The sequence below is a fragment of the Pseudomonas sp. 5.2 genome, from assembly GCF_059025405.1.
The window spans coordinates 66,350-91,463 of sequence record NZ_JBYBHH010000006.1 but is presented as its reverse complement, the minus strand read 5'-3'; the positions used below and the strand labels follow the sequence as shown (position 1 = coordinate 91,463).

Below are 25,114 nucleotides of genomic sequence, written 5' to 3'. Positions count from 1 at the left end.
GCGCGGAAGATGATCATTGCTGACCTGTGCACACCCTGTTAAGCCATCGTTGGAGCACCACCAGGAAACAGATCTTTGTCGCCGAGTTTCTTCAACAAGAAGTCATATACCACTCGTATTCGGCGTGGCGCGGGCCCGGGTCGCGTACGATAAAGAACCAAATCGAGCGGCTGCGGAGCATAGTCAGGCACCACCTGCACAAGGGTACCTTGGGACAAATGAGGCTCCGCGAGATACAAAGGCATTTGGGCAAACACAGCCCCCTGCAGCACCATTTCCAACTCGGTTTCCGGATCATCACAGGTGAAGCCAGGTTGCTCAGGCGTAAAACTCTCTTCGTTAGCAAAAATCCACGGCCAACCGCGCCCGGACCTACGATCCAGGAGCAAGGACAAGGGCATGTCTTTGAGCTGGTCCAGGTTCGAGGGCATACCCGCACTGGTGATGAGCGCGGGCGCGGCAACGACAATCAGCGGAACACTCGCGACAGTCCTGGCGATAAATCGCCGATCTCGGACGGTACCCACCCGAATGCCAATATCAATCTTCGATACCACTGAGTCTGTCAGCTCATCATCCAACGAAAGGTCGATGCTCAATTGTGGATGTTGCCGGCGCAACTCTGCCAGGAAGCGCGCAAGATAGAGTTTGCCGATCGCATGAGGGGCGGTCAGCCCCACGCGCCCAACGACCCCGTCCTCCTCACCATGGTCTGCCTTCGCAAACAGTTGGTCGAAACTTTCCACGGACGCTCTCGCATCCCGGGCGAGCTCCCTTCCGAAATCCGTGATCCTCATCTGTCGCGTGCTCCGGTGAAACAGGGGCTCGCCCAGTAGCCGCTCAAGCTCCTGCACCGCTCGCGTAACCTTTTGCGGGGAAGCTCCCAACTGGTTCGCGGCCTCACGGAAGGACGAAGCGTCCACGACCGTAAGGAAAACTCTGATCATTTCTAGTCGGTTCAGCATTACGTTATTCCACAAATCGGAATTTTCAAATCCTAAATATTCCATTCTATGTGATTGAATGGCAACTCATAATCGGTGCCATCTCCACCCACCGAGGTTAGCGAAATGAGCAATGGTATCGAAGGGAAAGTGGTCGTAATCACAGGTGCAAGTAGTGGTCTGGGCGAATCCAGCGCTCGGCACTTGGCGAAACTGGGTGCCTCCGTCGTGTTGGCCGCACGCCGCAACGACCGGCTTCAGGCAATCGTTGCGGACATCCAAGCCGGTGGCGGTAAAGCCACGGCGCGCGTGGTAGACGTGACCCTTCGCGAAGACCTGGTTGCCCTCGTTCAGCACGCAGTAGACACGTTTGGCCGTGTAGACGTGATGATCAACAACGCCGGCCTGATGGCAATCGCACCTCTCTCGGAACTGCGAGTCGATGAATGGGATCGTATGATCGACATCAACATCAAGGGGGTCATGTACGGTATCGCGGCTGCGTTACCTCTGTTCGAGAAGCAAGGCTCAGGTCACTTCATCAACATCTCTTCCGTGGCCGGTATCAAGGTGTTCAGCCCAGGGGGTTCTGTCTACAGCGGCACAAAATACGCTGTTCGCGCGATCTCGGATGGCTTGCGCCATGAGGTTGGTAGAAGCATCCGCACGACCACAATCGAACCCGGTGCGGTGGATTCTGAACTTAAGTTCGGTAGCGGGCATGAGGCCAGTGCGCAGGCAGTGGCTGATTTCTACAAAAACGCAATTCCTGCGCAATCCGTTGCACGAGCCATCGCATTCGCCATTGAGCAACCGGCTGACGTGGATATCAATGAGATCGTGCTGCGTCCGACATCGCAGGACTTCTGAGTTAGAGGGACAAGAAATGAAAGTTTTGATGGTACTTACGTCGCACGACAAACTCGGTGACACCGGGTTGAAAACGGGGTTTTGGCTCGAAGAATTCGCCGCCCCCTACTACATCTTCAAGGAGGCTGGTGCCGAAATCGTTCTCGCGTCGCCTGCAGGAGGCCAACCACCGCTTGATCCGAAAAGTGAACTGGCTGACTTCCAAACTGACATGACCCAACGCTTCAATGCCGACGCAGCTGCGCAAAAGGCACTCGCGAATACCGTCAAGCTCAATACCGTCAGCGAGAAAGACTTTGACACGGTATTTTACCCGGGGGGTCATGGGCCGCTGTGGGACCTCGCGGAGTCAAAGACCTCCATCAGCCTGATTGAGTCTTTTGAGCGCGCTGGCAAACCCATTGGGTTCGTATGCCACGCGCCTGGCGCACTTCGCCATGTCAAGGCTGCTGACGGCGCCCCGTTGATTAAAGGCCGTCGAGTTACCGGCTTTACGAACGGCGAGGAAGCGGCCGTGGCGTTAACCGACGTGGTGCCTTTCCTAATCGAGGATGAGTTCCAGCGCTTGGGCGGGCATTACCAGAAAGGCCCCGATTGGGCGCCATTCATTATCGAAGACGGCAAGCTGGTCACAGGGCAGAACCCAGCAAGCTCTGAAGGCGTAGCGAAGGCACTCGTCGCTCAATTGAAATAGTCTCTTCAGCCCGCCTGATCTCATCAAGATTTCAGGCGGGCCAGATAACCCCCCCCTCATTGAGAGCTGCAGAGGAGTCCGTCATGACCGCAGCCGATCGCCTCAGATATTTGCGTGTCGTACTCGTTTTGGTTTAGCAACCCTTGAGCAAAGCATTAACGTTCAACGTCAACGCTTCAAGCGTGAACGGTTTCGTCAGCACAGCCGTGTTGGGCTCTAGCTGGGCATTGTCCAACACGTGCGGCTGCGCATACCCCGTCATGAACAAGACCGGAAGCCCCGACCGAGTACAGCGGCCGGCATCGGCCATCTGCCTGCCGTCAATGCCTCCTGGGAGGCCAATGTCGGTCACCAGCAAATCGATGCGGGTATCCGAACGCAGTAATTGAAGGCCAGCCAAACTGTCGGCGGCCTCAATGACGATATAGCCGCAGTTCCCCAGCGCTTCACTCACAAACATGCGGACGGAGGGCTCATCATCGACGACCAGTACCGTCTCGCCTGGCAAGGCCATTGGCGATTCAGGCAAGGACTCTGCGCGAGGTGCAGCTTCGACGCTGGCTGCAAGGCTGGGTAATTGAAGGAATACCCGGGTTCCTCGCCCCTCTTCCGACTCGATCCTGACCTGCCCGCCCGATTGTTTGGCAAAGCCATAAATCATGGACAGCCCAAGCCCGGTGCCCGCCCCTACGGGTTTGGTCGTGAAGAACGGCTCAAATACTCGAGTGAGCGTTTCGGAACTCATGCCGAGACCGTCGTCGGCGACACAGATTGTGAAGTAGGTTCCAGGCTCCAATTCCGGATCCAGCTCGGCCCCTTGCACCAGTTCCTCGTTGTAGGTCTTGATGGCGATTGACCCTCCGCCTTTCAACGCGTCACGCGCGTTGATGCACAAGTTCAGCAGCGCGTTCTCCACTTGGGCCGGGTCGACCAGGCAGGTACTCGATGCCGCATGGAGCTCCACCTTGAGTTGAATGGCTGGCCCTACTGTCCGACTTATTAGCTCCTCCATATCGCTGATGAGGGTGTTCACATTGGTATGAACAGGCATCAGTGTCTGGCGGCGAGAGAACGCTAGCAGCCGGTGAGTGAGTGAGGCCGCCCTATGCGCCGCACCGTGGGCCACTGTCAGGTAGCGCTCTACATCAGCTATGCGTCCCTGCTTCAAGCGGAGCTTGATCAAATCAAGGCTCCCCGTGATGCCCGCCAGCAGATTGTTGAAGTCGTGTGCGATGCCTCCGGTCAATTGGCCGACCGCTTCCATTTTTTGCGATTGACGCAGCGCTGCTTGCGCCGCTTCTCGCTCGGCCACAGCTTCTTCAACCCTCGCTTCCAAGGTGCGGTTGAGCTCAAGCAGCTCCGCCTCGGCGTTTCTTCGCGCGGTTACATCGATGGATGAGCCGATCAGCCCCATGACCTCGCCTGCTTCGTCGCACAGTGGCGCTTTGACCGAAAGCCAGTAGGTGGCTGTGCCATCCGGCATGTCGACACGCTCTTCGATCTGAACGGCCTGCCCGCCCTGCATGATGTGCCGATCGGTTTCCATTATCTGGCGTGCTTGGGCTTTGTCTTCCAAAAACTCCAAGTCGGTTTTGCCCAGGTAGAGCTCCGGTGGCTTGCCAACCAGTTGGGTGACACCATCGTTGGCAACGATCAGCCGCCCCGCTAGATCTTTTGCGTAGACAACACCCGGAACGGCAGCAGTGAAGGTACGAAGCAACGCTGACATCCTGTCGCGCTCAGCCTCTGCTGACCGGCGTGACTCAATGTCCATGAGAACGCCAGGGAACCGAACAGGGCGACCTTCATCGTCAAGCTCAGCTCTACCATTAGCCTCAATCCAACGGTAGTTGCCATCATGCTGTCTGACGCGGTATTCACACCGGTAGGCCCCCCCGCGGGTCATCGCCTCTTCGATATCGGCAGAGACACGTTCACGATCGTCAGGGTGAATAGAGGCGAAGGCTTCCTCAATCGGGATACCTGCCATGCATTTATCTGCTGGAAGTCCAAAAGATCGCGAGAATCGCTCATCCGCAGTCACTTGGTTGTCGAGGATGTTCCACACCCACGTTCCAACGATCGCGCCAGCATCGAGCGCCAACTGCAGGCGCTCCAAAACGCTCGTCGGAAACGCGGACTCCTGATGGGGTGATGCGGGAGCATCCAAGTCTCCTGAAGAGCCGGCGCCTTCGCGATCCATAAATTGCCTCTTTCTTACGCCTATGAGCGACTTGCCACTGGAGGCGATTCTAAAGCGTGATGCCGAGCGATAGCGAGCACAGCGCTTCGCCTTTTGGAAGCGCACTCGCGTGGAGTACATTTGTACTCCACGCGGAATATCTCATATAGCGCTTACACCGGAACGGCTGAGGCATGCTTGCCTCATACCTGAAAAGTTACGCGCCAGCCCGCCTGCTACCTGTGCGTGGCAGGCATCAGGAAGGCCAGCACGTAAACCTAGCCCAGCTCGCGTTTGAGTTGTTCTTGATCGAGAACACCTTCCCAGCGAGCCACAAACAGTGCGGCGACACCGTTACCAATCACATTGATCAGTGCACCGCCTTCAGAGATGAACCGGTAGACGCCCAGCACCAACACCAGGCCGGCAGCGGGAATGACGTCGATGGAGCCAAGCGTCGCAGCCAGCGTGATAAACGCGCCCCCGGTCACGCTCGCTGCCCCCTTGGAAGTCAGCAGCAGGATGAGCAGCAGCGTTATCTGGTGGTAGAGTGATACATCGATATCCAGGGCTTGGGCGATAAAGATGGCCAGCACCGTCATGTTGATGCAGCTACCGTCCAGGTTGAAGCAATAGCCTGACGGCACCACCAGGCCCACCGTGGACTTCTCGCAGCCAAGCTTCTCAAGCTTGGTCATGAGTCGCGGCAGCGCGGACTCAGAGGACGATGTGCCGAGCACCAGAAACAGCTCTTCCCTGATGTACTTCAAAAACTTCCAGAGGCTGAAACCAGCCAGCCGAGCGGCAAGGTTCAAGATCACGAACACGAACACAAGGCCGGTCACGTAGTAGCAGATCAGCAGGTTTCCATAGGCCGCGAGCGATCCGATACCGTACTTGCCCACCGTGAATGCCATGCCACCGAAAGCGCCCAGCGGTGCCACGTACATGACGATTTTGAGCATCCGGAAGAACGCTTGAGCAACCAGATCAATCGTCGCCAACAGCGGTTTGCCGATAGGCCCTAGCAGCTGGAGCCCAAAGGCGAACAACACAGAGATAAACAGTACCTGAAGGATCTCGCCGTCAGCGAAGGCGCCAAACACGGTGGTGGGAATGATGTGAGTCAGGAAGCCAATAACGCTTTGATCGTGTGCAGCCTTGGTGTAGCCAGCAATAGCGGATGCATCCAGCGTAGCGGGATCAGTCACGGACAGTGGCCGCGCCGCGATGCTCGGCGAAGATCACCTTCATCTCGAGCGCTGAAGCCAACCGGGCCACCCTACTCCCGATATCACCGCGCCCCACAATACCCAGGGTGGCGCCCCGGATGTCGAGGATCGGCGTACCGTGCACGCAGAAGTGATTGGAGGTGGGCCACTGACGTGACGCGGCCTCACGGTATTCGAAGAGGCGCCTGCGGAGTGCGAACAGGGAGGCGACAACTGCTTCAGCAACGCTTACCGCTGAGTAAGCCGGTGCATTGCAAACGGTAACGCCCAAATCCCTGCACGCTGCGATGTCGATGCAATCATAACCGGTCGCTGCGACGCAGATCAGCTTCAACCCAGGGAGTTGTTCAAGCTGCACCCGCCCCAATTTCACCTTGTTGGTAATGGCAACCTGGGCATCTGCAAGCGCAGCGACCACCTCGTCAGGGCCTGTGCGCTCGCGGACAGTCCAGCTGTTAGCAAATGTGGGGCGCGGCATGGCAGACGGCAGGCTGGCGCCGTCCAGGAATACGGTATTCATGAAGTACCTCTTGTTATTTTGTCAGGTCGCGAGCGCGTTCACAGCGGCTCGGAAATCTCGATCAGGTTGAGATCTGGGTCGCGCACGTAGACTGAACGGATAGGCCCAGTGGCGCCCGTGCGCTGAATGGGCCCTTCAACGATCGGCCACGCCTGGGCCTGCAGATGTGCAATCACCTGTTCTAGACCGACGCTGGCGATGAAGCACAAGTCCAATGCGCCGGGAACGGGTAGATGGGCCTTTGGCTCAAACTCTTGGCCGCGGACGTGGACATTGATCTTCTGATTGCCAAAACAGAACGCCAGGCGCCCTGCCCCGAAGGTCTCGAGGCGCATGCCCATGACGCGGACATAGAAGTCTTTGCACGCTTCGACATCAATGGTGGTAAGTACCAGATGGTCCAGGTGGTCAATCATTTCGCCACCTCCGGTATCGCCGACACGACTTGCTTGGTCATGTTGTGGACGTGATCAGGGATGGGATGCAGGTTCAGGCGCTTACCCGCCTTGAGGATCTGGCTGGGCGTTGAGTGCCCGATCAACCCTGGCAGGCGTGCTGAGGCCATGAGGATTTTGTCCAAGTCGACGCCGGTGTCGTATCCGATCAGGTCGAGCATATGAACGAGGTCTTCAGTACACACATTGCCACTCGCGCCCGGGGCGTAGGGACAGCCGCCCAGCCCACCGAGTGAAGCGTCAAACCGATCGACCCCGGCCTCGAGTGCGGCCAACGTGTTCGCCAGGGCCATGCCGCGGGTGTTGTGGAAATGTAGCGTCACCTGCAGTTCAGGGAAGCGTTTGAGCACTTCAGCTGACAAGGCTTGCACCTGAGAAGGGAACGCCATGCCTGTGGTGTCACACAGCGTAACCCCACGCACACCCAAATCTGCGAAGCGGGCAACCCAGCTCATTACCTCTGAAAACGCCACATCGCCCTGCATCGGACAACCGAATACCGTAGAGAGCGACACGTTCACGGCAACGGTGCCTTGCCCAATAACCGAGACTACTTCCTTCAATTGAGCAAAGGAGTCTTCACGGGTCATGCGCAGATTGGACCTGTTGTGGGGTTCGCTCACCGACATGACCAGGTTGGCCTCGTCGATTCCGCAACCCAATGCGCGCTCGGCACCCCGGACATTGGGAACGAGCACCGTATACTCGACCCCGGGCTGGCGTTTGATGCCATGCATCACGGCTTCTGCGTCACGCAGCGCCGGAATCGCCTTGGGCGAGGTAAACGAGGTCACCTCAATTTTGGCGAAGCCGCACTGGCTAAGCGTGTCGATCATCGAAATCTTGTCAGCCGTCTCGATGAAGGTTGCTTCGTTCTGGAAGCCGTCACGGGTTGCGACTTCTTGCATAAATAGACGTTTCATCAGGTTACTCCGTACTTCAAATAATGCCGCGTGCGCGCCACTGTTCACGGGTTTGCGCATCGATGCCGTACGCATTCAAGACGTGGTCGGTGTGCTCGCCGAGTGTCGGTGCCCTTGATCGCAATTGCCCTGGCGTGGAAAGGAGCTTGGGCACGATGCCTGGCAGGGTGACCGGTGTTCCATCGTCCAGCGTGCTCGCCAGCAACATCTCACGAGCCTGGTAGTGGGGGTCGGTTGCGATATCGGCGGCGTCGTAGATCTTGCCGGCAGGAATGCGCGCATCGTTCAGCGCATCCAGGACTTCTTCAAGCGAGCGCTCGGCCGTCCAGGTCGAGATCGCAGCGTCGATGCGGGCTACGTGTCGAACGCGGCCATCGTTCTGCTCAAGCTCAGGATCATTGGCGAGATCGAGGCGATCAATCTTCTCCATCAGGCGGCGATAGATGCTGTCCCCATTACCCGCGATCAGCGCATACTTTCCATCCTTGCAACGGTATGCGTTTGTGGGTGCGATCCCAGGCAGGCTGCTGCCAGCCGGTTGGCGAATGGACTTGAATACCGAGTACTCAGGGATCAGGCTTTCCATCATGTTGAACACAGACTCGTACAGCGCGACATCAACCTGCTGCCCCTCGCCGTTGTTCTGCTCTCTATGGCGCAAAGCCAGAAGAACGCCAATCACCCCATGAAGCGCAGACAGAGAGTCACCGATCGACACCCCAACCCGCACAGGCGTACGCCCTGGCTCACCGGAGAGATGGCGTAAGCCACCCATGGCCTCCCCAATGACACCAAAGCCCGGTAAGTCACGGTACGGGCCGCTCTGCCCGTAGCCAGACACACGCAGCATGACCAGGCGGGGGTTGATTTCGCGCAGGACGTCCCACCCTAGGCCCCACTTTTCAAGCGTGCCGGGGCGGAAGTTTTCGATGAGGATATCAGCGTCTGCAACCAGCCGCTTGACCACATCATGGGCTTCAGCCTGACGCAGATCCAGCGTAATAGAGCGCTTGTTGCGCGATTGAGAAGCCCACCATACGGACGTTCCGTTGTGGAGCATGCGCCATTTGCGCAGAGGGTCGCCGGTCACAGGTGGCTCGATCTTGATAACGTCGGCACCGAACTCGGCGAGCATCTTGGCAGCAAACGGGCCAGCAATCAGCTGCCCCATTTCGATGACCTTGATGCCTTGTAATGGGAGGGTCATGGCGTCATCCGCTCTTGTTGGTTGTTATGGCAGGATGATCCCTCTCATTGTGCATGATGAAAATTGCGAAACTATCCAGTACCCTTTCCAAAATCGAAAGGCTAGGAGCCATTGATGAGCCTTCTACATGTGGATTTGGTATCCCTACGCCTCCTGGTCTTCGCGGCAGAAACGCTCAATCTGACTCAAGCGGCCCATCGCGCAAACATGACGCTCTCCACCGCGAGCAAGCGCCTGTCTGAGCTGGAGCGCATTACCGACTGCGCACTGTTCGTCCGCTTGCCACGTGGGGTGGAATTGACTGCAGCGGGTCGAGGCATCGCTGATCACGCTCGGCATATACTCGAGAGCGTCAACCGCATGGCTTGCGATGCAAATGACTTTGCCATGGGCGTGCGCGGTCACGTTCGGCTGACCGCCAACACGTCTGCTGTCGTGCAATTTCTACCCCAGGATCTGGCGAGCTACCTTGCCGATAACCCGCATGTCCGCATAGGGATGGACGAAGCGCTCAGCGACGACATTGTGGACGCTGTTTTCAATGGCCGAGCTGACATCGGGATTTTTGCTGACAACGTCGCGTCTGAGGGGCTGTTGAAGAGGGTCTACCGGCGTGATCAACTGGTGCTGCTGGTGCCCACTGATCACCCACTGACTGCATCGAGCGAGATAGCGCTGGCGGACGCGCTAGACTACGATTTCGTGGCACTCAACCAAGGCAGTTCGCTGCTGCGGCGCTTGACTGACGCAGCAGTAGCGAACGGAAAGATGCTGAAGGTTCGCATTCAGGTCAGCAGCTTCGATGGGATCTGCAGGATGATCGAGGCCGGCCTTGGCGTGGGCGTTCTGCCGCTGGCATCAGTGAGGAAAGAGCTGCTAGGGACGCAGATCCAAGCCATCAGGCTCACCGATGACTGGGCCATGCGAACGCTGTATGTAGGGGTTGCAGGTGAGACCCAGCTATCGCCTGAGGCGGCCAAGCTGTTCGAGTATCTCGCGGGTAGAGAAAACGACCTGTAATTTCTGCAATGACGCCCCCACGAATCAAAGAAAAACCTGGGCTGAGATGCCCATCAACAATACCCGCACACCGCACAACAGTTCGATAATCGCACAAAATCCGCTCCCCTCTCTCTACTTGTGCCCAATCTTGCGGCACGCTATCGGCAGTCAGCAAACATTTCCTAGGCGCTGACTGGCCCAGTCGCTTCGAAGCGCGCCGGCCAGGTCGACAATCCCTACTCCAGGAAAAACCAGGAGCTCGCTTTGATCAATAAAACGTTTGAGTCCATCGCCAGCGCGGTGGAAGGCATCACCGACGGTTCGACCATCATGGTCGGTGGCTTCGGCACTGCCGGTATGCCGTCTGAGCTGATTGATGCTCTGATCGCCACCGGTACCCGCGACCTGACCATCATCAGCAACAACGCCGGCAACGGTGAGGTCGGCCTGGCCGCGCTGCTCAAGGCGGGCAGCGTGCGCAAGGTGGTCTGCTCGTTCCCGCGCCAGTCCGACTCCTATGTCTTCGACGAACTGTTCCGGGCCGGCAAGATCGAACTCGAAGTGGTACCACAAGGCAACCTGGCCGAGCGTATCCGCGCCGCGGGCTCGGGCATCGGTGCGTTCTTCTCGCCGACCGGCTACGGCACCCTGCTGGCCGAAGGCAAAGAAACCCGTGAGATCGACGGCCGCCAGTACGTCCTGGAAATGCCGCTGCACGCTGACTTCGCGCTGATCAAGGCGCACAAGGGTGACCGTTGGGGCAACCTGGTTTACCGCAAGGCCGCTCGCAACTTCGGCCCTATCATGGCCATGGCCGCCAAAACCGCCATTGCCCAGGTCGACCAGATTGTCGAACTCGGTGAACTGGACCCGGAACACATCATCACCCCGGGTATCTTCGTCCAGCGTGTGGTCGCCGTCACCGGCGCTGCCGCTTCTTCGATCGCCAACGCTGTCTGAGGCCTGCCATGACCATCACCAAAAAGCTCTCCCGCACCGAGATGGCCCAGCGCGTGGCCGCAGACATTCAGGAAGGCGCCTACGTCAACCTGGGCATCGGCGCACCGACCATGGTGGCCAACTACCTGGGCGACAAGGAAGTGTTCCTGCACAGCGAGAACGGCCTGCTGGGCATGGGCCCAAGCCCCGCGCCGGGCGAAGAAGACGATGACCTGATCAACGCCGGCAAGCAGCACGTGACCCTGCTCACCGGGGGTGCCTTCTTCCACCACGCCGACTCGTTCTCGATGATGCGTGGCGGCCACCTGGACATCGCCGTACTGGGCGCCTTCCAAGTGTCGGCCAAAGGTGACCTGGCCAACTGGCACACCGGCGCCGAAGGCTCGATCCCGGCCGTAGGCGGCGCGATGGACCTGGCCACCGGCGCCCGCCAGGTGTTCGTGATGATGGACCACCTGACCAAGTCCGGCGAAAGCAAGATCGTGCCCGAGTGCACCTATCCGCTGACTGGCATTGGGTGCGTCAGCCGCATCTACACCGACCTGGCCGTGCTGGACGTGACGTCCGACGGGCTGAAAGTGGTCGAGATCTGCGCCGACATCGACTTCGACGAGTTGCAGAAGCTCAGTGGCGTACCGCTGATCAAGTAACCCGCGCAAAGCGTAGGTATCCGCCTGCCGGCGAATGGGCCTAAAAGGTCGCATCGCCGCCAAGGCGGATCTGCTTGGGCCGTCAGGACGTCTGAAACGCCAACAGCGCCTGTTCCAGTTCATCGATAGCAGTTTCAATCTTGCCCACGGCGTCCGCCATCTGCCCGAAAGTCACCTGCGGGTCCGCGCACACAACCTCCAAGCGCTGACAGCATTCGACTAATTGCTCCCCCTTGACCACCCTCGCGGCACCTTTGATTCGATGTGCGTACTCTCGCAACCGGTCGGTATCCCGTTCACCTAGCAAGGCATGCAAGGTCTTGCAGTCTTTGCGATTGTTATGGATCAGTTCGTCCAGGATCTGGCGAAACTTCACCGGTTCACTGCTGATCAACAGCTCCAACGGCCCGAGATCAAGCAGCTTTTTCGACTCAGTGGGTGCAAGCAGTGGCGCTGGCGGGCAATGCTCTAGCACAACAGTATCGAATGCCGCCTCTGGCCCAAGTGCCAGCAGGCGCGCATCGAGGTCATCCAACCCCAGCGGCTTGATCAGGCACTCGTTCATGCCGGCTTGAATACACAATTCGATCTCTTCGGGCTGGGCATCGGCTGTCAGGCCGATGATCACCGACGCCTCCCCGCCTCGCGCCTGTTCCGCCTTACGGATCGCCCGAGCAAGGTCGACGCCGCTCATCACCGGCATATGGCAGTCGGTGATGATGATATCGAAGGGCTGATCACGCCAACGCTCGTAAGCCACCTGGCCATTTTCAGCCTCACTGACGTCATGGCCGAGAAAATTAAGTTGCTCGTGCAGCACCTGGCGGTTGATCCGATGATCATCCACTATCAGCACTTGCAATCGCTGCCGAGGCCTTGCCGGGATCAGCCCAGGTACGTGCCGCGTGGCGATGTACTCAAGGACCTGCAGGCGCATTTCGACATCCACCCGGGTGCCGCGCCCCAGGGTGCTGGTCAGCACCACCCTGCCCCCCATCATTTCGCACAGCGACCGACAGATCACCAGGCCCAGGCCAGTCCCTTCAGTCTGTTGCACATTGCGTTGCGCCTGGACAAAGGGCGTGAACAGGCGCTGCTGATCGGCCAGGCTGATGCCCACGCCGGTGTCTTCGACGCTGAGGTGGACATTGAGCAGGCTGGCATTGACTTGCAGCCCGGCAATACTGACCTTGATCGAGCCTTCTTCGGTGAACTTGATGGCATTGCTGATCAGGTTCGAGAGGATCTGCTTGAAGCGAAGTGCATCGACCAGCACATCGCAGTTGATGCTCGAATCAATGTCGAGGATCAGGTTCAGGCGTTTTTGCCTGGCCAGCCCCTCGAACACCCTGGCTACCGATTCAACCAGCTCACGCAAGTTTGCACGCTTGGGCGACAGGCTTAGGCGCCCCGACTCAATACGGGCGATGTCGAGGATATCGCCGATCAGCTCCAACAGGCTCTTGGCCGAGGTGTGAGCGATTTCAATGCTGGCACGGTCGATCGGCTGGCTTTCGGCGCGTTTGAGCGCAAGCTCAAGGATGCCGATCACGGCGTTCATGGGCGTGCGGATTTCATGACTCATGGTGGCCAGGAAGCTGGTCTTGGCGCGACTGGCGTCGTCTGAAAGTGCCTTCGCTTCTTGCAGCTGCGCTACCAGCTGGCGGTGTTCTGTGATGTCCAGCCAACCACAGATCACGCCCTTGATTTCACCTTTGGAGTCCTGGAAGGGTTGCACCCAATGGTTGATCCACGCCTCCCTGCCCTGGAGCTGCACGGCATGTACCGACTCGATCGTCCGCCCTTCGCGCATGGCCTGAAAGTAGTTGCGGTGAAAGTCCGGGAGGCTCTCGAAGTTCTCCTTAGGTAATTGACGGACGGTTTTATTCAGCACCGCTTCGGCACTCAGGCCAACGCTTTTGAGGTAGCTACGGTTGCACGACAGCATCCGCCCCTTGGTATCACGGACGTAAAGCGGCGGCGGCATGCAGTCGGTCAGGGTTTCGACAAACTGCAACTGATCGTTGAGCATCCGCTCGGCCTTGAGCCGGGCCTTGATCTGCCTGCGCAGGTAAAACACCCATACCAGCGAAAGCAACAGCAACAGCGCTGCAGCGGCGACAATTTCAGTGATCAGGCGCTCATAATCGACCCAGGTCTGACCGCTCATACCCGGTGGCGAACGCCAGCGGTTGGAAATCGCATTGAGCTCGTCCGGTGCAATGCTCTGCAAGACAGTGTCGATGATCGACTGCAGCTCCACATCACTGCGGCGCATGGCGAAATTGACCGTCGCCGGGCCAACATCGAGTATCTCGTTGATGCCCAGTTTGTCGCGAAACAAACGCTCGATGTAATAGCGCGCCGCAGGCAACGACACCATGGCGGCATCGGCTTCGCCCTCGTAGAGCAGGTTCATCGAGTCCAGCGAGCCCCCCGCCTCCACCACACGGGCTTCGGGGTAACGCTTGCGCAGTTGCTCGATGGCCACATGGCCTGTGGGCACCGCAACACGCTTGTCGACCAGGTTGCCCAGCTTGCCTTGTTGATCAGTGCTGCTCAGCAATACAAACGGGCTGTTGAGCAGTGGCCGGGAAAAGCGCAGGTACTCTTCGCGCTCGGAACTTGCCGTCATCAACGCCAGGTCTGCCTTGCCCTTTTGCACGGCGTCGATGATCTGCGGGAAGCCGCCACTGCGTGAAACCACTTCAAAATGCAGGCCGGTACTGAGGGTGACCACTTCGAGGATATCGGCGATCCCACCGGAAAACACCCCACTCGCATCGAAATACGCGCCGGGCGCCAGGTCATCATTGATCACCAGCCGTATCACCGGATGCCGCTGGATCCAGCGTGCCTGCTCTACGGTGAGGTCGATCGGCGCTTCACTGGGGATGTAACTGTTGCCTACCCATCGCTTGGCCAAATTGCGCAACTGAGCTTCGCCGATGGAGGTAAGGGCCACATTGAGCAGCCGCTGCAAACGCGTGTTGTCGACCTGCAGGGCATAGCTGTAGTCGCCTCCGCGTACGTCGGAAAACCGCTCGAAACGGACGAAGTTATAAAACGAACGATTGATCAGGTAGTAGGCGCTGTACAGGTCGTCCAGATAAACATCGGCCTGCCCGAACGCAGCAGCGGCAATCGCCTTATCGTGGTCGGCGTACACCCGGAAATCCGCCCTCGGGTAGTGTTGCTTGAGCTCAGCGCTGTGTTCGTGGGTAATCGCTACACGCAAGCCGGCAAGGTCGACCGGGGAATGCCGGGGTTCGGCACTGCGCTTGAACACCGCCAGCCGGTCCTGGGCGTAAGGAATGCTCAGTAGCAGGTCCGGCCGCGGCGCAGTGCTGCCATGCATACTGATCACGTCGACGCTACCGGCCTGCACTGCTTTGAGCGCGTCCTGCTCACTGGCAAAGGGCACGACTTTCACCTGCAAACCCAACAGCTGCGCGACCAGTGCGGTTGCGTCGGCGCTGATGCCCTCGTACAGGTTGTCTTGGGCGTTGACCGAAAACGGCGCGGCTTCGGTTGCAGACACGCCAACCTTGAGCTCGGCCTTGTGCCGGAGCCAATGCCAGTCCTCGGTCGAAATCGCCATGTCATGACGGTCGATACGCAGTTGGCTAGCCAGCACCTGCGGGGCCAGTGGTAAGGAGGCGGCCAGCAGCGGCGCACTGCTCAACAGCAGGCCGATGGAAAGGCAGAGGGAACGTAGACGCATACGAGATAAACAACCGAAAATGCCTGGGGATCGCCGCCAGGAGCGGCGCAATGATAGTTCAAAGCCGGAGCAGTCGCTCGTACCTGCAAGCCAAGCTCACAACCTATGCTGCGTGCAGAAGTCGATAAAGTGACTTTCCGGCATCGGCCGGGCAAACAGAAAACCCTGGGCAAGGGTGGCGCCCAACTCAATCAGCCGGGCCTGTTGCTCGACGGTCTCTACACCTTCGATGACCAGCGAGATACCTAACGCCTGAGCCAGCGCCACCGAGCAGCTGATGATCGCAGCGCTTTTGGGCTGGTTTTGCATCTTGCGCACGAACGCCCGGTCAAGCTTGATCTCACTGAATGGCAGATCGCTGAGCCGATCCAGCGAAGAATATCCGGCACCAAAATCGTCCATGGCCAAACCACAGCCGAGCATCCGCAGCCGCACGAGGTTCTCCAGGCTTCTGGCGGGTGCACTGATCAGGCCAGACTCGGTGATTTCAAACATCACGCTGGCCGCAGGCACTTGCGAACGCCTGATCAGCAAGGTGATGCGCTCGGTCAGCGCGGCACAGGCCAACTGTGCCGGGTGCAGGTTGAACGCCAGGTTGATCCCCTGCCCCTGCGCTGCCAGCCTTCGCTGAAAGGCAAGGCCCTGCTCGAACAACTGCCAGAACAGGCGGTTGATCAGGTTGTGCTCTTCCATCACCGGTAAAAAATGAGCGGGCGCCAGCACACCCCACTGAGGGTGGGTCCAGCGTGCAAGCACTTCTGCGCCAACCAGTGACTGGCCTTGGAGGGTAACTTTGGGTTGGTAGTACGCCTCGAACTCACCATTGTCCAGGCCCTGTTGCACGTCACCCAGGGTCGGGAGCTCGGCAGGCGATAACAACCTGGGGACGGCGCTGCAATGTTCCCGGTAGCGTTTGACCACCTGGCTGAAACCGTCCAGGTTGAATGGCTTGCCCAGATCGCCTAAAAAAGTCAGGCCCAGGCACTGGATCATGGCGACCGTGGCCTGCCGCAGCGCCGGGTCCAGCTCGCTGCAGAGCACCACTGCACCAATCTTGCCGCTGCAACTGGCTTGGCGAAGAAACGCCAGGCCGTCCATGCCGGCCATTTTCAAATCACACAGCACAATGTCCACTGCGTCGCAGTTGGACAGCACAGCCACGGCCTCATGGCCGTCCGCCGCTTGCAGAATGGGTCCCGGCAACACTTTTTGCAGTGCTGTCACGGTGACCAGGCGTTGAAAGGGTTCATCCTCCAGCACCAGAACAGTCAAGTCTTGCATCGCAGGTCTACACGCACGCCATTGAAGGAAGCACAGTCTGCGAGGCGCACCGCCAACACCTCCATGGGAAATTTCCTCTCATCCATCGGAAATTTCCTAAGCAACTACAGCTCTGTCCTACACAGCCAATGGTGTTAACCTGTTAGTGGCTAATCGATACCGTTCTGTAACAAGCGCGTTCTCAAGGTAAAATCACACTATGCACAGCGTTCTGATAGTTGACGATCATCCAGTCATTCGACTTGCCGTCCGGGTGCTGCTGGAAAAGCACGGCATGCGTGTGGTGGGCGAAGCGGACAATGGCCTGGATGCAGTTCAGCTGGTACGCGAACTCAACCCGCAGGTGGTCATTCTCGATATTGGTATTCCCAAATTGGACGGGTTTACCGTTATTTCCAAGATCAAAATGCTGAATGTACGTAGCAAGGTACTCATCCTGACTTCGCAGCCCGCCGATTCGGTATGCCGACGCTGTATTCAGTTAGGTGCGCGCGGTTTCGTCAACAAGGAAGAAGACTTGGGCAGCTTGATCACCGCGATCAAATCGGTGGATGCCGGCTATACGTTCTTTCCTTCGCTGACGTTTGACAGTGTCAACCCTGCAGAGCAACTTTCGGAGTTGGAGCAGATTCGTTCACTGACCGACCGGGAAGTGACGGTCTTGCAATACTTGGCGCAGGGCTACTCCAACAAACAGATTGGCGACATGCTGTTTCTGAGCAATAAAACCGTGAGCACCTACAAAACACGGCTGCTACAAAAGCTGGGCGCTGCGTCGCTGGTTGACCTGGCTGAGTTTGCCAAGCGCAATGCATTGACGCCGTGAACGGTCTTTAAAGGCGTGTAGGAATTTTCCTACGCCTTCGTCGGCAACGTCCTACTCACTTCTTCCCTCCCCGCCCCTAGGCTTACTCCAGCTCAACGGTACACAGATACCCGAGCAGCGAGAGTGTTCGATTGAGTCTTCTTCAATCACTTCAATGTAAAACTAGGAGTAGTACATGAAAGTTAGTACGTTGGCTGGCGCAATTATGGCGGCGACCTTGGCAGCCACTTCGGCAGTCAGTTTTGCCAAGGATGAGGGCCACGGTGTCATTACCTTCAAGGGCGCGATTATCGATGCACCGTGCTCCATCGCTCAAGACTCGGCCTACCAAACTGTCCCGATGGATGAAATCTCCAACGTTTCCCTGAAAAACGGCGGTAAATCCAGCCCGAAAACCTTCAAGATCGAACTGCGCGGCTGTGAACTGGGCGCCCTGAAGTCGGCCACTGCAACCTTCACCGGTTCGCCTGCTTCCAACCCAGACCTGCTGGCAATCAAAGGGACTGCCCAAGGCGCCAGCCTGGCCATCGCCAGCCACACCGGCGAGCTGATCAAGCTGGGCGACGCTTCGCCTGCGCAGACGCTGTCCAATGGCGACACCTACCTGGAATTCCAAGCCTACCTGCAGGGTGACATGGTTGCCGCACAGGGTGGCGGCGCAGCCACCGCGGCCGAAATCGTACCAGGCAACTTCGAGACATTCGCCAACTTCACCCTCGCTTATCAGTAACGTCATTCGTCACTGAAGTGCCCCGCAGTACGCGCTCACTGCGTGCTGCGGGGAAGCTTGCGGAGGTTTAGATGATTCGCTCAACCACACTGCTGCTACTGGTCCTTTTACCCCTTGGCCCGCCCGTCTGCGCGGCTGATGCACTCAAGGGGCGAGTACAAATGGCCGGGAGCATCGTCGACAGCGCCTGCTCCATCCGTGTGGGAAGCGACCGTCAGACAGTTGCGTTCAAACCCATGGCACTGAATGGATTGCTCAACGGTGATCCGTCTTCGCAGCAGTTCTTGACCGTCTATGTTACCGACTGTATTGCATCGGAAAAATCTAACGATACTGATACGTCCCAGCGTTTCAGGCTGACATTCGACGGCCAAGCGTATGGTAAATACTTCGCCATTGAGGGCGTCGCAAAAGGTATTGCACTGCAAATAAAAGATCACCGGGGCAAGTTGGTATCGCCCGGCATGTTACTCGAGCACAGCCCTCTGTCTGCCGACCAGTTGCTGCTCAATTATTCTTTGACGCTCGTCGGTAGCGGACGTGTACTGGAAGCAGGCGATTATCACGCCACCCTCAAGCTGAACATTCAGCACTTCTGAACTGCACTGCATTAGCGCAGTTTCCGCTCAAGGATTTAGTCACGTGGATCACCGTAAGGTATTGGCTACCACGGCGTTGTGCTGTATCGCGGCGTGGGCAAGTGCAGCCGAAGAATTCCAATTCAACACCGATGTACTGGACCTCAAGGATCGCGAGAACCTTGATCTTGGGGTGTTTGCTTCGGCCAACTTCATCATGCCCGGCCAATACAGCCTGATGGTACACGTGAACCGCGATACATTGACGGAGTTTGCCGTCGACTATCTCCCGGCCGAAGACGATCCGAAAAGCAGCGTCGCCTGTCTTTCGCCGGCGTTGGTCAATGAACTGGGCTTGAAAGAGCAGGTTATCAATTCACTGGCCTGGTGGCACGGTGGCGCCTGTCTTGACTTGGCCAGCGTTCCTGGCCTGCAGGCCCGTGGCAACTTGGGCACTTCGGCGCTGTACGTGAGCATTCCCCAGGATCAGCTGGAATACACCGCTCCGAACTGGGACCCACCGTCGCGCTGGGACGAAGGTATTTCCGGGGTGCTGTTCGATTACAACTTGAACGCTCAGACCACCGAGCGTACGCACGGCAAAGGCCGCAGCGACACCCTAAGCGGCAACGGAACCGCCGGGGTCAACCTGGGCGCCTGGCGCTTGCGTGGCGACTGGCAGACCCAGATGCAACGCAGTGACGACCAGCCGTCACAAAACCAGTTTGCCTGGAGCCGTTTCTATGCGCTGCGCGCCGTGCCGTCGCTGCGCTCGAACCTGATCGTCGGCGAAGACTACCTGGACTCCAACCTGTTCGGCAGTTTCCGCTACACCGGCGTCAATCTCAGCAGCAACGACAACATGCTGCCGCCCAACCTCCGGGGTTATGCCCCGGAGGTCAGCGGTGTGGCCCGCACCAACGCGCGCGTAGTTATTCGCCAGCAAGGCCGTGTGCTCTACGACACCCAGGTGCCACCAGGGGCGTTTCGCATTCAGGACCTCAACGATGCGGTCTCTGGCCAGCTGGACGTGCGCGTCGAAGAACAGGATGGCAGCGTTCAGGAGTTCCAGATGGACACCGCCAGCATCCCCTATCTGACTCGCCCAGGCACGGTGCGCTACAAGTTGGCCACCGGTAAACCGTCTGACTGGGAACATCAGCTCGATGGCCCCGCGTTCGCCACGGGTGAGTTTTCCTGGGGTGTGAGCAACGGCTGGTCGCTGTATGGCGGCAGCCTCGGCGCCAAGGATTATGGATCGCTCGCCGTGGGTGTGGGCCGTGACCTGATGGCATTCGGGGCGCTCTCGTTCGACGTCACCCAATCGCGGGCCACGCTTGCGGAGCGCGACACACTCAGCGGCAAGTCCTACCGTGCCAGCTATTCCAAGCGCTTCGACGAGTACGACAGCCAGATCACCTTTGCCGGCTACCGGTTCTCCGAAGAGAACTACATGAGCATGAACGAATTCATCGAGACCCGGCGGAGCAGCCGGCCGTTGAACCAGAGCAAGGAGCTGTACACCGCCACAGTGAGCAAGCAATTTCGCGATTCGGCGCTCAGCGTGTACTTCAACTACAACCACCAGACTTACTGGAACAGCCAGGCGAGTGACCGCTATAGCCTGTCGTTGTCGCGCTATTTCGATGTCGGTGGCTTGAAGAACCTCAGCCTGTCGCTGACGGCTTACCAGAACAAAGGCAACGGCACCTCCGATGATGGTGCCTACCTGTCGGTCAACATCCCCTGGGACAGCACCGGTTCGTTCAGCTACAGCTCGTCGGTCAACCGCGGCGACACCGCCCATAGCCTGAGCTATTACGACCGTATCGATGCACGCAACCACTACATGCTCAGCGCGGGTAAGTCTTCCAGCGGGGAAATGGCCAGCGGTTTTCTGTCGCATGACGGGGATGCGGCTCAGCTAGTGGCCAGCGCCAGCTACCAGGCCGGTGAGTACAGCTCGGCCGGGCTGTCCCTGCAAGGCGGCGCCACGCTGACCGGCGAAGGTGCGGCCCTGCATCGCAGCAACATCATGGGCGGCACGCGGCTGCTGGTCGATACCCAGGGGGTTGCCGACGTACCGGTGCGCGGCAACGGCGGCATAACCCGCACCAACCGTTTCGGCAAGGCGGTGGTGACCGACGTCAACAGCTACTACCGCAATCAGGCCAGCATCGTGCTGGACGACTTGGCCGACGATGTCGAAGCCACCCAGTCGATTACCCAGGCAACCCTGACCGAAGGCGCAATTGGCTACCGCCGTTTCGATGTCATCGCCGGCCACAAGGCCATGGTCATGATTCGCATGGCCAATCACCGCGCGCCGCCCTTTGGCGCCAGCGCACGCAACAGCCGCGGCCAGGAGACCGGCATTGTTGGCGAAGAAGGATCGACTTACCTGAGCGGCATGAAGCCGGGCGAAACCATGTCGCTGCATTGGGACGGCAGCGCACGCTGCCATTTCACCCTGCCCGACCCGGTGGTATCGCCTGAACGGCAACTGGAGCTGCTATGCCAGCCCGTCAGCGACGCGGACGACTCTGCCGCTTAATCTATCTGCAATAGGTACATCTATGAACACCTGCTTGAAACGCAACACCCTGACCCTGCTCGCGCTGTTGGGCACCTGCGCGGCGCAAACCAGCCTGGCGGCAGTGTCGCTGGACCGTACACGCGTCATTTTTACCGGCGGCGAAAAATCGGTCAGCCTCAGCGTCAGCAACCAGAACACCCAATTGCCCTACCTGGCACAGGCGTGGATCGAGAACGAACAGGCCGAGAAAATCACCAGCCCTCTGGTGGTGGTGCCCCCGATCCAGCGCCTGGAAGCCGGGGGTAACAGCCAGGTAAAAATCCAAGGCCTGCCTGAACTGGGCCTGCTACCCCAGGACCGCGAATCGTTGTTCTACTTCAACCTGCGCGAGATTCCGCCACGCAGCGACCAGCCCAACACATTGCAAATTGCCCTGCAAACGCGGGTGAAGCTGTTCTATCGACCGGCGGCGATCGCCCCAAGGGCCGGTGTCAACGAAGCCCCCTGGCAGGAAAAACTGATCCTGACCCGCCAGAACGGCCGCTATCAGGTGAACAACCCGACGCCCTACTACGTCACCCTGATCGATGCCACACCCAACCTCAAGGCAGCCAGCGCGATCGACTTCAAACCCCTGATGATCGCCCCCAGGGGCCAGCTCGACCTGGGCGTAAGCAGCAAGGCGCTGGGCGACAAGCCAGTGCTGACTTACGTCAACGACTTTGGCGGCCGCCCGCAACTGCAGTTCAGCTGCGCAGCAGACACCTGTAGCGCCAGCCCCGTAGCCAGCAAACGCTGACACCCGACGACCTATTCCAGTGAGGGCAAATCATGAAGCCTGGACTCCCTATCTGTCTTGCTGCCTGGCTCTGTACGGCCAGTGTCTTGACTCATGCCGCCGGCAACCTTGCGCAGACGGCCGAGTTCCAGGTCACCGGTACCTTGCTAGAAAGCGCCTGCTACCTGGACCCCAGCTCGGCCTATCAGACCTTGTCTGTGGGTGATTTGAGCACTGCCCACCTGTTGCGCATTGGCGATCAGGGTGCGCCTGTGGCCCTGCATCTCAAACTGCAAGGCTGTGTACGCGTCAACGGCGGCCGCCAGGATGAGCTGCAAGGCACTCTGGTCTGGAGCGCCATCGAACCGGTGGCCGCGCTGGCCTTCAACGCCGTCGCCGATGCCGATACGCCCGCACTGATCAGGGTGATCGGCGCCGAAGGCTTTGGCCTGCGCCTGCTCGATGTCCAGGGCAACGATGTACGCCTGGGCCGCACCGCGCCGGCGTGGTTCGTCTCACCGGGTGACAACCAACTGACGTACTACCTTCGCCCTGAGCGCACAGCGGCCCCTTTGCGCCCTGGCGCCTTCCGCGCCAGCCTCAATGTGAACCTGGCGTATGACTGAGGGCCCAGCAATGACCGTCGCACGTACTGTATTGCTGGCCATGCTGTTGGGCTGTGCACCCATAAGCCACGCTGAAGAGCAGATGGTGGTAACGATCGAGGGCGTCGTCTATGCGGCGATCCCGTGCGTGATCAATAAAAACGCGCCCATCACTGGCCCCTTTGGCGATGTGCAGACCGCCGGCATCGATGGCACGTACAAGACCATCACCCTGGACTACTCGCTCGACTGCAGCCGCTCGGCAACCAATGAGTTACGTATTCAGGTACGCGGCACCCCGGCTTTCGATCCTGAACTGTTGGTGGTACGCGGTTACGACAACCTCGGCATCGCCCTGAAAAAAGACGGTGCGCCGCTTGCGCTCAACACCTGGGCTGACTTCGACACCCGCAAACAGCCGGTGCTGCAAGCCGTTCTGGTCAAGCGCGAAAACAGTGAGGTTCAAGCGGGCAAATTGAATGCCAGCGCAACCCTGGTGGTGGATTATCGATGAACACCTTGCACCGCACCTTGGCACTACTGTCGATTGCCACCCTGCCCCTACTGTGTGTTGGCGCAGACAACCTGCAGTTCACCGGCAACCTGCTGGCGCCGCCCGGTTGCACCGTCAGCGACAAGGGCGGACGTATCGACGTGCGCTTCGAGCGCAATATTGCCGTCAACCGCATCGATGGCGAACGCTACCGCCAGGCGATTCCCTATCAGATCGATTGCCCGGGGGCAGCCGCTGCCGGTATCACGTGGCACATGCGCCTGACCCTCAAAGGGGATGACGCCCATTTCGAACCTGCCGCGCTTAAAACCTCGGTAACCGACCTGGGCATCAAGGTTCTGCTCGGCGGCACGGCACTGATTCCCAACCAGCCCCGAGATATCGATGTGAATGCATCGACGCCACCCATGCTGGAGGCCGTGCCGGTGAAGCTTACCGGTGCGGCGTTACCCAGCACCGACTTTACCGCGTCGGCGCTATTGATGGCCGAACTCTACTAGGAGGTTCCATGGGCAAATGGGCCATTACCCTGACCGCCTGGGTCACCGCCAGCCTGTGGTTGCCGGCGGTACAGGCAGCAGAAGACAACCTGTACTTCTCCGGCACGCTGGTGAATGAGCCGTGCGTGCTGGATGAAAGGGATGAATTAATCAAACTGGACTTCCAGAGTGTGGTCGACAAAGACCTCTACCTCAACGGCAGGACCAAGGGCCGCCCCATAGAAGTGCGCTTGAAAAACTGCGACCTAGACGTTGGCAAACGCATGGTCAGCATCGCCTTCAGCGGTAACGAAAGCAGCGATCCACCAGGGCTGCTGGTGCTGCAAAGCACCACTGTGAAAGGCCTGATGGTAGGGATGGAAACCCGGACCGGAAAGCTACTGCCCTTGAACAAGACACACCCCATGGGTGAACTGACCAGTGGCAACAACGTGCTCAACCTCAATGCCTACTTGCAGGGCGAGCCCGACGTGTTAGCCAACCGCACCCTCGGAGAAGGCGAATTCGAAGCCTCCCTCACCTTTGCCTTGAGTTACGAGTGATCACCATGAATAAGCCTTACGCAACGGCGCTGCGTAGCGCCCTGGCAGCGGTGCTGTTAGGCGGTGCAGCGGCCCAGGCATACGCCATCACAATTACCACAACGGAAAGTCAATATGAGCCGGGGGGCGTACGCTATCACTTCATAGTAAGCGGCTGGGACTCGGCTGGGACAGGGAGGCCCAACCCGTGCCAAACGGACGACCCGCGTCTACACCTATGCAACATCTATCTGAACGCACACCAACGTGCTGGGACTTACAGCGCGGTTGGCACATATGCCAAGTGGCAGGTAGCCGTTCATCGTGGCAGTTCGTCGATGAGCGAACTGCTATGGGATCTACAAGCACAAGGTTTCCGAATACCGCTCACTGGCTCGGTTCTGGTCAGTACCAACTATGCCAACAATGAGCTGTGCATCGGTTTCAGCCACGCGAAAATCGGCACCGACTTGGGTGGCGCACTAAGTACTTTCGGCCCATGCACCCGTGTTGTCGCGCCGGTGTTGATGTGCGAAATCAAGGGTGATAACAACATCAACCACAAACACTTGCCCGACAATGCCCTGGACGGCGCGACAGCTTCAACCCAGCTCAGTGTGCTCTGCCGGGGGCCGGCGAGCGTGACCGTCACGGCATCCAGAACGGATTCTTACGGGGTACGACTGAGGGACGACAACAGCTTGTACTCGAGGATTACGGTCAATGGCAAAGACGCCACGGCGGGTATCAACGTGGCCGTTACAAATGGCCTGGCCAGCCCACTGAACATTGAATCGACCCTGGTCACCCGCGGGACCGTGACGCCAGGTGCGTTCTCCGGCTCAACGGTGATTACCATTTCACCGCCCTAGGCGCTGTATG

Annotated in this window: 24 protein-coding genes and 1 pseudogene; 15 read left to right on the top strand and 10 right to left on the bottom strand. The window is 58.8% G+C overall.

The genetic code is table 11. The features are described 5' to 3' along the window. Positions 1-38: 38 nt before the first annotated feature. Together AC5PZ0_RS11335 and AC5PZ0_RS11330 are read right to left on the bottom strand one after the other, a co-directional pair. Positions 39-746 (bottom strand): substrate binding domain-containing protein, encoded by a 708-nt coding sequence (locus tag AC5PZ0_RS11335; RefSeq protein WP_493855080.1) that lies wholly within the window; start codon positions 744-746, stop codon positions 39-41. 39 nt (positions 747-785) lie between these two features. After that, positions 786-947, bottom strand: a pseudogene (locus tag AC5PZ0_RS11330) (helix-turn-helix domain-containing protein); the annotation flags it as partial. A 123-nt stretch (positions 948-1,070) separates the two neighbouring features. On the opposite strand from AC5PZ0_RS11330, the gene AC5PZ0_RS11325 reads away from it, so the two are divergent. Both AC5PZ0_RS11325 and AC5PZ0_RS11320 read left to right on the top strand, forming a co-directional pair. Then, positions 1,071-1,814: an SDR family oxidoreductase gene (locus AC5PZ0_RS11325; RefSeq protein ID WP_493854958.1), complete on the top strand. Its 744-nt coding sequence runs from the start codon at positions 1,071-1,073 to the stop codon at positions 1,812-1,814. A 16-nt stretch (positions 1,815-1,830) separates the two neighbouring features. Continuing rightward, on the top strand, positions 1,831-2,508 hold the full coding sequence (locus tag AC5PZ0_RS11320) for a type 1 glutamine amidotransferase domain-containing protein (RefSeq protein WP_493854957.1): 678 nt from the start codon (positions 1,831-1,833) through the stop codon (positions 2,506-2,508). A 133-nt stretch (positions 2,509-2,641) separates the two neighbouring features. Here AC5PZ0_RS11320 and AC5PZ0_RS11315 read toward each other — a convergent pair whose 3' ends face one another. The 6 genes from AC5PZ0_RS11315 to AC5PZ0_RS11290 form a co-directional block, all read right to left on the bottom strand. After that, positions 2,642-4,711, bottom strand: a complete 2,070-nt coding sequence (locus AC5PZ0_RS11315; protein WP_493854956.1) for a hybrid sensor histidine kinase/response regulator — start codon at positions 4,709-4,711, stop codon at positions 2,642-2,644. 257 nt (positions 4,712-4,968) lie between these two features. After that, positions 4,969-5,901 (bottom strand): cation:dicarboxylate symporter family transporter, encoded by a 933-nt coding sequence (locus tag AC5PZ0_RS11310; protein WP_493854955.1) that lies wholly within the window; start codon positions 5,899-5,901, stop codon positions 4,969-4,971. After that, on the bottom strand, positions 5,894-6,442 hold the full coding sequence (locus tag AC5PZ0_RS11305; protein WP_493854954.1) for an NAD(P)-dependent oxidoreductase: 549 nt from the start codon (positions 6,440-6,442) through the stop codon (positions 5,894-5,896). The genes AC5PZ0_RS11310 and AC5PZ0_RS11305 overlap by 8 nt, the downstream gene beginning before the upstream one ends. Before the next feature lie 38 nt (positions 6,443-6,480). Next, positions 6,481-6,858: a VOC family protein gene (locus tag AC5PZ0_RS11300; protein ID WP_027593307.1), complete on the bottom strand. Its 378-nt coding sequence runs from the start codon at positions 6,856-6,858 to the stop codon at positions 6,481-6,483. After that, positions 6,855-7,820 carry a hydroxymethylglutaryl-CoA lyase gene (locus AC5PZ0_RS11295; protein ID WP_493854953.1) on the bottom strand — a complete coding sequence of 322 codons (966 nt, stop codon included), beginning with the start codon at positions 7,818-7,820 and terminating at the stop codon, positions 6,855-6,857. The genes AC5PZ0_RS11300 and AC5PZ0_RS11295 overlap by 4 nt, the downstream gene beginning before the upstream one ends. Before the next feature lie 16 nt (positions 7,821-7,836). Beyond that, entirely contained in the window at positions 7,837-9,027 is a 1,191-nt protein-coding gene (locus tag AC5PZ0_RS11290) for a CaiB/BaiF CoA transferase family protein (protein WP_493854952.1), read from the bottom strand. A 114-nt stretch (positions 9,028-9,141) separates the two neighbouring features. Here AC5PZ0_RS11290 and AC5PZ0_RS11285 point away from each other — a divergent pair, with 114 nt between their 5' ends. The 3 genes from AC5PZ0_RS11285 (at position 9,142) to AC5PZ0_RS11275 (ending at position 11,639) form a co-directional block, all read left to right on the top strand. Continuing rightward, positions 9,142-10,047, top strand: a complete 906-nt coding sequence (locus tag AC5PZ0_RS11285; protein ID WP_371097316.1) for a LysR family transcriptional regulator — start codon at positions 9,142-9,144, stop codon at positions 10,045-10,047. Positions 10,048-10,293: 246 nt separating this feature from the next. Further along, on the top strand, positions 10,294-10,989 hold the full coding sequence (locus tag AC5PZ0_RS11280; protein ID WP_027593311.1) for a 3-oxoacid CoA-transferase subunit A: 696 nt from the start codon (positions 10,294-10,296) through the stop codon (positions 10,987-10,989). A gap of 8 nt (positions 10,990-10,997) precedes the next feature. Next, the gene (locus AC5PZ0_RS11275; protein ID WP_027593312.1) at positions 10,998-11,639 is read left to right on the top strand and encodes a 3-oxoacid CoA-transferase subunit B; all 642 of its coding nucleotides are present in this window, start codon (positions 10,998-11,000) and stop codon (positions 11,637-11,639) included. 82 nt (positions 11,640-11,721) lie between these two features. Here AC5PZ0_RS11275 and AC5PZ0_RS11270 read toward each other — a convergent pair whose 3' ends face one another. Together AC5PZ0_RS11270 and AC5PZ0_RS11265 are read right to left on the bottom strand one after the other, a co-directional pair. Continuing rightward, on the bottom strand, positions 11,722-15,363 hold the full coding sequence (locus AC5PZ0_RS11270; RefSeq protein WP_493854951.1) for a transporter substrate-binding domain-containing protein: 3,642 nt from the start codon (positions 15,361-15,363) through the stop codon (positions 11,722-11,724). A 96-nt stretch (positions 15,364-15,459) separates the two neighbouring features. Next, positions 15,460-16,644 carry an EAL domain-containing response regulator gene (locus AC5PZ0_RS11265; protein ID WP_493854950.1) on the bottom strand — a complete coding sequence of 395 codons (1,185 nt, stop codon included), beginning with the start codon at positions 16,642-16,644 and terminating at the stop codon, positions 15,460-15,462. Between the two features lie 199 nt (positions 16,645-16,843). Between AC5PZ0_RS11265 and AC5PZ0_RS11260 the strand changes: the two genes are divergently transcribed. From AC5PZ0_RS11260 to AC5PZ0_RS11215, 10 genes are all read left to right on the top strand, one after another. Then, the gene (locus tag AC5PZ0_RS11260; RefSeq protein ID WP_265967612.1) at positions 16,844-17,470 is read left to right on the top strand and encodes a response regulator transcription factor; all 627 of its coding nucleotides are present in this window, start codon (positions 16,844-16,846) and stop codon (positions 17,468-17,470) included. 175 nt (positions 17,471-17,645) lie between these two features. Next, complete coding sequence (locus tag AC5PZ0_RS11255) at positions 17,646-18,200, top strand: fimbrial protein (protein WP_265967613.1); 555 nt, start codon at positions 17,646-17,648, stop codon at positions 18,198-18,200. 71 nt (positions 18,201-18,271) lie between these two features. Next, complete coding sequence (locus tag AC5PZ0_RS11250) at positions 18,272-18,799, top strand: fimbrial protein (RefSeq protein WP_265967614.1); 528 nt, start codon at positions 18,272-18,274, stop codon at positions 18,797-18,799. Positions 18,800-18,842: 43 nt separating this feature from the next. Continuing rightward, positions 18,843-21,332 (top strand): outer membrane usher protein, encoded by a 2,490-nt coding sequence (locus AC5PZ0_RS11245; protein ID WP_493854949.1) that lies wholly within the window; start codon positions 18,843-18,845, stop codon positions 21,330-21,332. Positions 21,333-21,354: 22 nt separating this feature from the next. Then, positions 21,355-22,113: a fimbria/pilus periplasmic chaperone gene (locus tag AC5PZ0_RS11240; protein WP_493854948.1), complete on the top strand. Its 759-nt coding sequence runs from the start codon at positions 21,355-21,357 to the stop codon at positions 22,111-22,113. Between the two features lie 86 nt (positions 22,114-22,199). After that, positions 22,200-22,718, top strand: coding sequence for a fimbrial protein (locus AC5PZ0_RS11235; protein WP_493854947.1), 519 nt, complete (start codon positions 22,200-22,202; stop codon positions 22,716-22,718). A gap of 10 nt (positions 22,719-22,728) precedes the next feature. Further along, positions 22,729-23,211: a fimbrial protein gene (locus tag AC5PZ0_RS11230; protein ID WP_454243772.1), complete on the top strand. Its 483-nt coding sequence runs from the start codon at positions 22,729-22,731 to the stop codon at positions 23,209-23,211. Next, complete coding sequence (locus AC5PZ0_RS11225; RefSeq protein ID WP_493854946.1) at positions 23,208-23,711, top strand: fimbrial protein; 504 nt, start codon at positions 23,208-23,210, stop codon at positions 23,709-23,711. The genes AC5PZ0_RS11230 and AC5PZ0_RS11225 overlap by 4 nt, the downstream gene beginning before the upstream one ends. Before the next feature lie 8 nt (positions 23,712-23,719). Next, positions 23,720-24,253, top strand: a complete 534-nt coding sequence (locus tag AC5PZ0_RS11220; protein WP_265967620.1) for a fimbrial protein — start codon at positions 23,720-23,722, stop codon at positions 24,251-24,253. A gap of 5 nt (positions 24,254-24,258) precedes the next feature. After that, positions 24,259-25,104, top strand: coding sequence for an MrpH family fimbial adhesin (locus AC5PZ0_RS11215; protein WP_493854945.1), 846 nt, complete (start codon positions 24,259-24,261; stop codon positions 25,102-25,104). Positions 25,105-25,114 lie beyond the last annotated feature (10 nt).